The organism is Herbaspirillum frisingense GSF30 (assembly GCF_000300975.2).
GTDB lineage: Bacteria > Pseudomonadota > Gammaproteobacteria > Burkholderiales > Burkholderiaceae_D > Herbaspirillum > Herbaspirillum frisingense.
The window spans coordinates 85,640-96,282 of record NZ_AEEC02000020.1; the positions used below are offsets into that span (position 1 = coordinate 85,640).

Consider the following 10,643-nt stretch of genomic DNA (forward strand, 5'->3'; position numbering starts at 1 on the left):
ATTACCGTTCGTCCTGAGCGCCTTATACGGCCCCTGGGGCCTGCTCAGTCCGAACGGTAGGTGATGGGTGTTGGATGAATCACGCAATATTCTTCAAGGAAGGGTCGCCATGTTGATCTACATCCTGCGCCGCCTGGCTATCGCCCTGTGCGTGGCGCTGACGGTGTCCGTCGTCAGTTTTTCCCTGCTGCACATGTCGGGTGACCTGGCGGTCTCCATCGCCGGGCCGGAGGCCACGGCCGCCCAGGTCGAATCGGTACGCACCCAGTTCGGTCTGGACCGTCCGCTCACCACGCAATATGCGGACTGGCTCGGTCGTGCGGTGCAGCTGGACTTCGGCAAGTCCTTCTACTTCCAGGGGCAGGTCATGGAGATGATCGCCGAACGCCTGCCGATCACCTTCAAGCTGGGTGGCAGTGCCTTGCTGCTGGCCATTCTCACCGCCATTCCGCTGGGCGTGCTGGCGGCCATTTATCGCGATACCTGGCTGGATCGCGTGGCGCTGATGATTGCCGTGGTCGGGCAGGCCATGCCCAGCTTCTGGTTCGGGCTGACACTGATCCTGATCTTTGCCGTCACGCTGCACTGGCTGCCAGTGGCCGGCAACGAGAGCTGGCAGCACTTCGTCCTGCCGGCGGTGGCGCTGGGTTACTACGCCATGCCGGCCATGATGCGCCTGACGCGCTCGGGCATGCTGGAGGTGCTGGGTTCGGACTACATCCGCACCGCCCGCGCCAAGGGCCTGTCCAAGTCGCGGGTGGTGTTCAAGCATGCGTTGCGCAATGCGGTCATCCCGGTGGTGGCGCTGGCGGCGGTTGAACTGGGCTTCATGCTGGGTGGCTCGGTGGTGATCGAGTCGGTCTATTCCATGCAGGGCCTGGGTCAGCTGGCCTGGGACGCCATCTCCCGCAATGACTATCCAGTGGTGCAGGCGGTGGTGCTGATCATCGCCATGTTCTACATCGGCCTGACCTTCCTGGCCGATGTCATCAATGCGCTGCTCGATCCGCGCATCCGTACCCGTTGAGCCCATGGGAGCCGACATGACCGCCACTTCCAGTACCTCCGTCACCATGCCTTCCACGCCATCCACCTCATCCACGCCCCTGCTGCAGGCCGCATTGCCGCCGCTACCGGCCTGGCGCCGCAAGCTGCGTCGCCTGCTCGGTCATCGTGGCCTGATGCTGGGTACCGCCATCCTGGCCGTGATCGTGCTGGCGGCGATCTTCGCGCCCCTGCTGGCGCCGCACGATCCCTTCGACCAGGATGTGACGGCGCGCCTGATCCCGCCGGTATGGCAGGCCCAGGGCAGTTGGGAACACATCCTCGGCACCGACAAGCTGGGCCGCGACTACCTCTCGCGCCTGATCTATGGCGCCCGCGTGTCGCTGACCATCGGCATCGCCGCCGCCCTCATCTCGGGCCTGATCGGTACCACCCTGGGGGTGCTGGCCGGTTACTTCGGCGGTCGTACCGATGCCTTCATCAGCTACCTCATCACCACCCGTCTGGCCATGCCGGTGGTGCTGGTGGCGCTGGCGATGGCCTCGCTGGTGGGCGGTTCGCTGAAGGTGGTGATCCTGCTGCTGGGGCTGCTGCTGTGGGACCGTTTCGCCGTGGTCACGCGCTCGGCCACGCAGCAACTGCGGGACGCCGAATTCATCGCCGCCGCCAAGGCCATCGGCGCCTCCACGCCCTACATCCTGCTGCGCGAAATCCTGCCCAACATCATGGGCGCGCTGATCGTGGTGGTCACCCTGGAAATGGCCCACGCCATCCTGCTGGAGGCCACGCTGTCCTTCCTCGGCCTGGGTGTGCAACCACCCACGCCGTCCTGGGGCCTGATGGTGGCCGAGGGCAAGACCTACATGTTCTTCAAGCCGTGGGTGATCGTCATCCCGGGCGTGGCGCTGGCGCTGCTGGTGCTGGCCATCAACCTGGTCGGCGATGGCATGCGCGATGTCAACGCGCCCGACGGCCGTAACTGAACCCCACCGGGAGCACACCATGAGCGTATTGCTGGACGTGAAGAATCTGAAGGTGGACCTGCCCACCGAGCGCGGCACGCTGCACGCCGTGCGCGGCATCGATTTCCAGGTGCGCCGGGGCGAGATGCTGTGCCTGGTCGGCGAATCGGGCTGCGGCAAGTCCATGACCTCGCTGGCCCTGATGGGGCTGCTGCCGCGCAAGGCGCAGTGCAGCGCCGACCACATCCGCTTCGATGGCATGGACCTCAACGGCATGAGCGAGAAGCAGTTGCGGCAGTTGCGCGGCAAGCGCATGTCCATGATCTTCCAGGAGCCGATGACCTCGCTGAACCCCGCCTACACGCTGGGCAACCAGCTCTGCGAGGCCATGCTGCAGCAGCCCGGCGTCACCCGCGCCGAGGCCCGCGAGCGCGCCCTGTACCTGTTGCATCGCACCGGCATCACCAATGCCGAGGACCGGTTGCGCCAGTATCCGCACCAGCTCTCCGGCGGCCTGCGGCAGCGGGTGATGATCGCCATGTCGCTGATGTGCAATCCCGATCTGATCATCGCCGATGAGCCGACCACGGCGCTGGATGTGACCATCCAGGCGCAGATCCTGCGCATGATCCGCGAGCTGCAGCAGGAGTTTGGCACAGCCGTCATCTTCATCACCCACGACCTGGGCGTGGTCTCGCGCATCGCTGACCGGGTGGCGGTGATGTATGCCGGTCAGGTGGTGGAGACCACCGATGTCGGCTCGCTGTTTGCGCAGCCGCGTCATCCCTACACGCGGGGTCTGCTCAATTGCATCCCGGTGCGCGGCAAGACGCCGCCGGGCAGCCGCCTGCAGGCCATTCCCGGCGTGGTGCCCAGCCTGGTCGGTCAGGTCAGTGGCTGCGCCTTCCGCAATCGCTGCGCGCTGGCCGACAGCGTCTGCGAGACCGATCCACCCATGGTGCAGCAGGGCAGTGCGGCCGCACCGCACGCGGCGCGCTGTCACAAGCTCGATGTTCCCGTTTCACTCGCGTCCGCCATGGAGGTGGCAGCATGAATGACAATCGTCCCCTGCCGTCGGCCCCGCTGGGCGATATCGCTCTGGAGCTGTGCGCGTTGTCCAAGGTCTATCCCTTGAAGCGTGGACTGTTCCAGTCGCCGGGCCAACTGAAAGCGGTCAACGATGTGTCGCTACGGCTGTATCGCGGCGAGACCCTCGGCCTGGTCGGTGAATCCGGCTGCGGCAAGAGCACCCTGGCCAAGATGCTGCTGGGCCTGCTGGCACCGACCTCGGGCAATGTGCTCATCAACGGCCAGGAAGTCGATCCCACGCAGCGCAAGGAACATGCGCGCCATATCCAGCCGATCTTCCAGGACCCGTATTCCTCGCTCAACCCGCGCAAGACCGTGGGCGAGATCGTCGGCCTGCCGCTCAAGCTGCACGGCATCGGCACGGCCGCCGACCGCGCCCGCCAGGTCAAGGACATCCTCGACCTGGTCGGCATGCCCGAGCGCACCCATGCCCAGTATCCGAACCAGCTTTCCGGTGGTCAGCGCCAGCGCGTGGCGATCGCCCGCGCCCTGATCCTGCGGCCGGACATCCTCATCTGCGACGAGCCGACCTCGGCCCTGGATGTGTCGGTGCAGGCGCAGATCCTGAACCTGTTGCTGGACCTGAAGGCCGAGTTCGGTCTCACCTATCTCTTCATCAGCCATGACCTGGGCGTGGTGGAGCATCTGGTGGACCGGGTGGCGGTGATGAACCAGGGCTGCATCGTCGAACTGCAGAGCCGCGAGCAGATCTTCAGCGATCCGCAACATCCCTACACCCGCATGCTGCTGGCCTCGGCGCTTACGCCCGAACCGGGGCTCGGTATCCCGGCACTGGCTGCGGCGGCGTGAGGACGTATCCCCCGAATCACAACCATCACAACGATCACAGCGATCACAGCGATCACAGCGATCACAACCACACCTACAGAGGAGCAGCAGCATGAGCAGAGCACAAGCCATCGCCGGCGTGGAAGCCTACTTCGACGACGGCCGTTTCATGGACACGCTCAAGCGCCGCGTGGCCATCCGCACCGAGAGCCAGGAACCGGCCAGCCGTCCCATCCTGTACGACTACCTGCAGCAGGAGATCACGCCCTATCTGCAGTCGCTGGGCTTTGGCTGCGAGATCATCGACAATCCGCTGCCCGGCGGCAGCCCCTTCCTGATCGCCGAGCGCACGGAGGAGGGCGCCGCCTTCACCCTGCTGACCTACGGTCATGGCGACGTGGTGCGCGGTTACGACAAGCAGTGGCGCAGCGGCCTGTCGCCGTGGGAGATCGTGGTCGAGGGTGAGCGCTGGTATGGGCGCGGCATCGCCGACAACAAGGCCCAGCACACCATCAACTTCGCCGCGCTGGAAGAGGTCATGAAGGTGCGTGGCGGCCAGCTGGGCTACAACGTCAAGCTGATCCTGGAAATGGGCGAGGAAACCGGCTCCCCCGGACTGAACGCGGTCTGCCAGCAATATGCCGAGCGCCTGAAGGCCGACCTCTTCATCGCCTCCGACGGGCCGCGTGTGAATGCACCCACGCCGACCATGTTCCTGGGCTCGCGCGGCGGCTGCAACTTCGACCTGAAGTGCCATTTGCGTGATGGCGGCCACCACTCCGGCAACTGGGGCGGATTGTTGCGCAACCCCGGCGTGCGGCTGGCCAATGCGATTGCCTGCCTGGTCGACGAGCACGGCTGCATCCGCGTGCCGGCGCTGTTGCCGGATTCGCTGCCGCCCAGCGTGCGCAAGGCCCTGGCTGATGTGAAGCTGGGCGGTGGACCGACCGACCCCGAGATCGACGAAGACTGGGGCGAGCCCGACCTGACCCCGGCCGAGCGCGTGTTCGGCTGGAATACGCTGGAAGTGCTGGCCTTCAAGACCGGCAATCCCGAGGCACCGGTCAATGCCATCCCCGGTCAGGCCAGCGCGCATTGCCAGATCCGCTTCGTGGTCGGCAGCGACGATGCGCACTTCATCGAGCACATCCGCGCCCATCTGGACGAGCATGGCTATGACGACATCGAGGTCACGCTCTCGGGCGTGCAGTTCGCCGCCACCCGGCTCGACCCGGACGACGAATGGGTGCGCTGGGGCCTGGCCTCGATGCAGGAGACCAGCGGCAAGCAGCCCACGCTCCTGCCCAACCTGGGCGGCTCGCTGCCCAATGACGTGTTCTCCGAAACCCTGGGCCTGCCGACCCTGTGGGTGCCGCACTCCTATCCGGCCTGCTCACAGCACGCGCCCAACGAGCATATACTGGCCAGCGTGTCGCGCGAGTCGCTGCAACTGATGGCGGGTCTGTTCTGGGACCTGGCCGAGCAGGGCCGGCAAGTGCTGGCGCGACGCGCCCCATCACCGGAGAAGACATGAATCACCCCCACCCGCACAAGCTGTGCGAGGTCGCCGACCTGCACGACCTCCACGACGAGATCACCGGCCTGCGCCGCCATATCCACCAGCATCCCGAGCTGTCTTTCCAGGAAGTCGATACCGCCGCACTGGTGGCCGAGCGCCTGCAGGAATGGGGCTATGCCGTGACCCGCCATATCGGTGGCAACGGCCTGGTGGCCACCCTGCGCGCAGGCAGCAGCACGCGCAGCATCGGCCTGCGGGCCGACATGGATGCCCTGCCGATCCAGGAAGAGACCGGTCTGGACTGGGCCAGCGTCAAGCCCGGCGCCATGCATGCCTGCGGCCATGACGGCCATACCGCCATGCTGCTGGGCGCGGCCAAGCACCTGGCGCGCACCCGCCATTTCGACGGCACCCTGAACCTGATCTTCCAGCCGGCGGAAGAAGCCGGCTTCGACAGCGGCGCGCAAAAGATGCTGGCCGATGGCCTGTTCGAGCGCTTTCCCTGCGATGCCGTGTTCGGCATCCACAATCATCCGGGCGTGGAGACCGGCACCTTCATGTTCCGCAGCGGCCCCTTCATGGCGGCCTGCGATACGGTCAAGATCCGCATCACCGGCCGGGGCAGCCACGCGGCCCGCCCGCATCTGTCGGTCGATCCGGTGGTGGCCGCGGCCAGCCTGGTGATGGCCTTGCAGACCGTCGTCTCGCGCAATGTCGATCCGATGGAAACCGCCGTGGTCACGGTGGGCAGCCTGCATGCGGGCAAGGCATCCAACGTGATTCCCGAATTTGCCACCATGGAGCTGAGCGTGCGCTCCTTCAAGCCGGAAGTGCGCGAGCTGCTGGAGCAACGCATCCGCGCCCTGGTCAGCACCCACGCCGAGAGCTATGGCGCGCAGGCCAGCATCGAGTATCTGCGCGGCTATCCGGTGCTGGTCAACAGCGAGGCGGAGACCGACTTCGCCCGCAGCGTGGCCGAGGAACTGGTGGGGCCGGAGAAGGTGATCGCCCCCTTCGGACCGATTGCCGGCAGCGAAGACTTCGCCTACTTCCTGCAGCAACGGCCAGGTTGCTTCCTGCGCGTGGGCAATGGCCAGGGCAAGCCCATGCTGCACAATGCCGGCTACGATTTCAACGACGACAACATCCCCGTCGGCGCGGCCTACTGGACCCGGCTGGTGGAGCGCTGGATGCCGGTCAAGCCGGGCTGATGCCACATTGATGGCACGTTGATGACGGGCGCTGCCTTGCGGCGCATATTCCGGCAATGCATAAGCGCATGACGAATGCTTCGTTGTCGCCGCCACCGCGCGCCATTACAGTGGGTGCGTCTCCTCAGACGTCCTGGACTTGGACAATTCGAGCCTGAACCCGCCACGCGCAAGCCTGGCGGGTTTCTTTTTTTGCATGTTTCCCCGAAGCACCTATCGTTGTCGCGACGAGGATTTGCGCGGGAACGTAACTCCGCCGTGACTGCCGCGTGATTGCCGCTGCCCCTGCGAGATCCCTCTCGCGCCCCGCCAGCCCAGCGCCCGCCTACTGTTGAGCTGGATCAGGCAGTGTGGCGGGGTCAGGAATTCCCCGATGTTCGACGCCCGGCCGGATGACTACCATGGGAACCAATGAAACGCGGTCTGTGCTTTTGACTCCCGGCATCACAGTGGAGTCGTGATTGGCACGCAAGACCTCGCCGAAGTATCTTGCCAGGAGCCAGTCATGCACTTCATCACCGAATCCGTACCGGGTGAAATCACCCTGATGTTCATCAGTTACCTGGTGTTCTGCACCGTGTTGATGTACCTCTTCGTGAGGACCGACCGCGAGTGGGGCAGCCTGGAAGTATCGCTCGATGAACTGGCCGAGAACCGTCTGCCGCTGGCCAACGCCATGCGCTACGCGGCCGTGGAACGGGATGAACGCTCGATGTTCAACAACGGCCTGACCCGGCCTTCGTTGCAGCATTGCGCCCAGTATCACGATGTGGATTGCACCTGCTTCATGCCGGAGCAGAAGAAGTCTGACTGAATACCTGAGGGGAATCTGGAGGGGAGCGGTAAAGAGGGGAAGTAGCAGGTGGGGATGTTGCAGGTGGGGGAGTAGTGGAGCAGTAAAGCAGTGAAGCAGTCGCGTTGCAGGTTCTAGGGGTAGTGCCTGCAACAAGGTAATACGGCAATACGGCAGTATCGGCAGTTTCCGCAGTAGCAGTGAGCAGCAGGCAGCAGCGAGCATGAGCCAAGGTTGTAGCGCGGTTGCAGTTGTCGTAGCAGTTGCAGTGGTCGGTGTCGTCGCAGTCGCAGTTGTTGTAGCAGTTGCAGTGGCAGTAGTAGTAGCAGTGGCAGTAGTAGTACGGCAGTAGCAGCAAATATCTCTTGAGGGTGGAACGGCAAGTCGTGCAGCCGCTTTTGTTCCAAAGCGCGCGTCACGCGACGCAGACGTGCAGTGCGGCGTTTGCGTGAAGCGGCCTAGCGGCTTGCCCGTTCTTTTCCATGAGAAAATAGCGCCCATGCAAAGCTCATCCTCCTCCGCGCAGTCCCTGCGCCCATTGATTCCCCTGGCCGATTACCAACGCATCTTCCGCGTCATCCATTCCGTGCTGCACAGCGTGGAAGCCGATATCCCGGCCGCCAGTTTCTTCTTCAGCGTCACCGCCGCGCAGATCCTCAAGAAGTTCTACAAGCGCAATGCCTTCCCGGTCGCCGGTGCCGCCTTCTATCTGATCCGCGAGGACGGTGGCGGCGCCTTGTCCTTCGGCACGTTGGCCGACGACGGCCAGAGCGTGGCCAGCACCCATGATGCGTTCCACGCCTGGGTGCAGTGCGACGGCTATGCCATCGACTTCATGGCGCCGCTGTTCCAGGAACTGCTGGTGTCGGCCGGCCATCCGCTGCCGGTGCCGCGCCAGATGTTCCAGAAGGACCTCGGGCGCATGCGCGAGAGCGTGCAAGGGCTGGCGCAAGCCGGTGACTTCCACCTGGCCCCCAATCTGGAACTCACGCGTGAACTGCTGCAGCAGTTCATGGCCAAGAAAGCCCTGACCAATCTGTCGCAACTCTGTCTGGAATGGTTCCGCAAGCCGCCCAAGGCGATGCCGGACGATCTGGCCCTGCAGGGCGCCGATGGCGAAGTCTCGCGCATCAAGCTGCAAGCCACGCGTATCGACGGCGTCTGGTAAGACGCACCGTTGTTTTTACAGGGACGGGATGAGGCGAATGCCTCCGAGGGGAGGGTGTGCTGGACAGGCGTCCAACACACCGTACGATCATGCATATCGGTTGCATGTACCGCACTAGGGTTCCTATATTAGGTCGCTGATGTGACGGCTTGATGACAGTGCTCCCTTCCCATCACCTTGTTCTGGCCGCGCGCGTTCCGGCTTTTCCTTCACATTTCTTCCACTGTCATTGCACGGTCATACGGGCTGGCTAGACTGCCGCCTGTCTCCTCTGTACCTGTACAGATGTTTTGCCTGCGATGCGAGCGCATCGCAGGCTTTTTTCTGCCGGGCAGCCGGATTCCCTTGCTTCAAGCTTCACGCCCATGCCGGACAGTGGCGTCGTAACCCGGCAGTACGCACACGTGTTGGAAGCCGCGGTCCTCCCTTCCCGCCGGGCGCTAGCCTGACGGTGCGCGGCGCGGGGTGCGTCGACCCCTCTTTGGCCGGTTTTGCTGGCGCCCCTGGCCCGTGGCCTCCCTGCCCGATCCTTCCCGCTGCCCACCGCTTGCACTCCCGCTGTTTTCCCTTTGCTTTCAGATACTTGCATCGCTTGCTAAGCGCTTGTCCACAGGCTTGCCACCAAAACATGTGGATATCCGTCCGGCGCCGGCCAGGTGGTCGATACTGATTTTATTGTGGTCGAAACAAGAAAATCCTTTTGAATCAATGTGTTAAGGCGCTTGTCCAGCCCTTGTCCACAGGCTTGCCACCAAAATGCGGGGATATCTCGCCAAAACCCAGGCCCCATCTGGCCTGGCGCTCGATGCCTGTTCGCTGCCACGGACTGCGTCGAACATGAAAAATCCTTGTAAATCAGGGACTTGATCGTGTTGCCAAGGCATTGTCCACAGGCTTGCTCCCAAAAAATGTGGATATCCGCCAAAGACCGGTGAAATGTAGCTTCCCGATCCTGGGAATGTGCCTCCGGGAGAGGATTCTGGTCGGTTTCCAGGCCTTTGCCGAGCTTTGTTGCATCAACGAAAAGTTGTTTGAAATCAATCGCTTGAATGGCTTGTCAAGACCTTCTCCACAGGCTTGCCACCAGAAAATGTGGACAGCCGCGTGTCGCGCGCCAGGCAAGTGGTCGACAGGCAGCTGCTCATTTTTTGCCACTACCTGCGCCGCCGGGCAAAAGCGCTTTGGAATCAATGGCTTGTCTGGCTTGCCCAGCGTTTCTCCACAGGCTTGCTCCCAAAAAATGTGGATATCCGTCACGGTGCGGCTGCAGCGATGCATTGGGAAATCCGTGCAGGGTGTTTGCACATTGCTTGCGCGGTGCGAAGGCGTGGAAAGAAAAGGCTTTGCAATCAAGGGCTTGGGAGGCTTGTCAAAGCCTTGTCCACAAGCTTGCCCCCGGAAAGTGTGGATAAGGGCCTGCCTGGCGCAGGCCCCATCGGGGGAGAGGAGAAGCTGGGGATAAACCCCTCGGGGTAGAGAAAGTGATCAGCCCTTGTCCGGAGCCGTATAGGGTTCGACGCTGACCGCCTTCATGCTGTAGCTGGAGGCGCCCATGGAGGAGTCCGAGCGCTCCACCTTGATCACCCCGCTGATCCAGACGGCATCCATGGTGCGCACGTTCTTGACGGCCTTGGCGCTGCGTACATGGATGATCTGGTTGGCCGGTGGCGGCGGGACGTGGATACAAGCGCCGAAGTAGGGCACCAGCAGGAATTCCTTGAGCGCCTCACCCTCGCGGTCCAGCGAGACCACGAATCCCGGCAGCCGCACCGGCTTGCCTTCCATGGAGGCATCCACCGGGGCGTCCTTCCAGTATTTCTTGGCCTTCCACAAGGCCGCATCGGCGCGCGGATCGTCGTCGGTCAACTGGTCCAGCTTCAGGTCCTTGAACGGCGCCATCGGGTCCCAGTCCTTGGGGATCAGCGCTTCCCAGGCGATTTCCTGGTAACCGTTGACCAGCTTGCCCGAGGCCTGGTAGGGCTGGTCGGTAACGGCGGGGCTCTGCTTGAGCTGTTCGCCGACCTGGTATTGGCCACTGCTGGCATCCGCCACGCCGCTGACGGTGCTGCCGGCGGCGGCACGGGCCGTGACCGCCGGCACCGCGCCG

General features: G+C 63.7%; 10 protein-coding genes. 8 read left to right on the top strand and 2 right to left on the bottom strand.

Going from position 1 to position 10,643, the window contains the following annotated elements; genetic code table 11:
* The first annotated feature begins 109 nt into the window (after nt 1-109).
* The 8 genes from HFRIS_RS15005 (at nt 110) to HFRIS_RS15040 (ending at nt 8,536) form a co-directional block, all read left to right on the top strand.
* Nucleotides 110-1,027 (top strand): ABC transporter permease, encoded by a 918-nt coding sequence (locus tag HFRIS_RS15005; RefSeq protein ID WP_006464245.1) that lies wholly within the window; start codon nt 110-112, stop codon nt 1,025-1,027.
* 46 nt (nt 1,028-1,073) lie between these two features.
* Nucleotides 1,074-1,988 (top strand): ABC transporter permease, encoded by a 915-nt coding sequence (locus tag HFRIS_RS15010; protein ID WP_039875938.1) that lies wholly within the window; start codon nt 1,074-1,076, stop codon nt 1,986-1,988.
* Nucleotides 1,989-2,007: 19 nt separating this feature from the next.
* Entirely contained in the window at nt 2,008-3,021 is a 1,014-nt protein-coding gene (locus HFRIS_RS15015) for an ABC transporter ATP-binding protein (protein ID WP_006464247.1), read from the top strand.
* Complete coding sequence (locus HFRIS_RS15020; protein ID WP_006464248.1) at nt 3,018-3,866, top strand: ATP-binding cassette domain-containing protein; 849 nt, start codon at nt 3,018-3,020, stop codon at nt 3,864-3,866. The genes HFRIS_RS15015 and HFRIS_RS15020 overlap by 4 nt, the downstream gene beginning before the upstream one ends.
* 91 nt (nt 3,867-3,957) lie before the next feature.
* Nucleotides 3,958-5,379: a M20 family metallopeptidase gene (locus tag HFRIS_RS15025; protein ID WP_006464249.1), complete on the top strand. Its 1,422-nt coding sequence runs from the start codon at nt 3,958-3,960 to the stop codon at nt 5,377-5,379.
* Nucleotides 5,376-6,575 carry a M20 aminoacylase family protein gene (locus tag HFRIS_RS15030; RefSeq protein ID WP_006464250.1) on the top strand — a complete coding sequence of 400 codons (1,200 nt, stop codon included), beginning with the start codon at nt 5,376-5,378 and terminating at the stop codon, nt 6,573-6,575. Before HFRIS_RS15025 ends, HFRIS_RS15030 begins: the two co-directional genes overlap by 4 nt.
* Before the next feature lie 505 nt (nt 6,576-7,080).
* On the top strand, nt 7,081-7,389 hold the full coding sequence (locus HFRIS_RS15035; RefSeq protein WP_006464251.1) for a hypothetical protein: 309 nt from the start codon (nt 7,081-7,083) through the stop codon (nt 7,387-7,389).
* A 478-nt stretch (nt 7,390-7,867) separates the two neighbouring features.
* Nucleotides 7,868-8,536 carry a DUF2026 family protein gene (locus HFRIS_RS15040; RefSeq protein WP_006464252.1) on the top strand — a complete coding sequence of 223 codons (669 nt, stop codon included), beginning with the start codon at nt 7,868-7,870 and terminating at the stop codon, nt 8,534-8,536.
* A gap of 855 nt (nt 8,537-9,391) precedes the next feature.
* Here the strand turns inward: HFRIS_RS15040 and HFRIS_RS25300 are convergent.
* Together HFRIS_RS25300 and HFRIS_RS15045 are read right to left on the bottom strand one after the other, a co-directional pair.
* Complete coding sequence (locus HFRIS_RS25300; RefSeq protein ID WP_152486703.1) at nt 9,392-9,793, bottom strand: hypothetical protein; 402 nt, start codon at nt 9,791-9,793, stop codon at nt 9,392-9,394.
* 228 nt (nt 9,794-10,021) lie between these two features.
* On the bottom strand, nt 10,022-10,643 hold a 622-nt coding region (locus HFRIS_RS15045), incomplete at its 5' end, for a DUF3299 domain-containing protein (protein ID WP_006464253.1).

What these genes read in the sequence shown, in the direction of transcription:
- HFRIS_RS15005 (WP_006464245.1), top strand. Translation starts at nt 110, where the DNA reads ATGTTGATCTACATCCTGCGCCGCCTGGCTATCGCCCTGTGCGTGGCG.
- HFRIS_RS15010 (WP_039875938.1), top strand. Translation starts at nt 1,074, where the DNA reads ATGCCTTCCACGCCATCCACCTCATCCACGCCCCTGCTGCAGGCCGCA.
- HFRIS_RS15015 (WP_006464247.1), top strand. Translation starts at nt 2,008, where the DNA reads ATGAGCGTATTGCTGGACGTGAAGAATCTGAAGGTGGACCTGCCCACC.
- HFRIS_RS15020 (WP_006464248.1), top strand. Translation starts at nt 3,018, where the DNA reads ATGAATGACAATCGTCCCCTGCCGTCGGCCCCGCTGGGCGATATCGCT.
- HFRIS_RS15025 (WP_006464249.1), top strand. Translation starts at nt 3,958, where the DNA reads ATGAGCAGAGCACAAGCCATCGCCGGCGTGGAAGCCTACTTCGACGAC.
- HFRIS_RS15030 (WP_006464250.1), top strand. Translation starts at nt 5,376, where the DNA reads ATGAATCACCCCCACCCGCACAAGCTGTGCGAGGTCGCCGACCTGCAC.
- HFRIS_RS15035 (WP_006464251.1), top strand. Translation starts at nt 7,081, where the DNA reads ATGCACTTCATCACCGAATCCGTACCGGGTGAAATCACCCTGATGTTC.
- HFRIS_RS15040 (WP_006464252.1), top strand. Translation starts at nt 7,868, where the DNA reads ATGCAAAGCTCATCCTCCTCCGCGCAGTCCCTGCGCCCATTGATTCCC.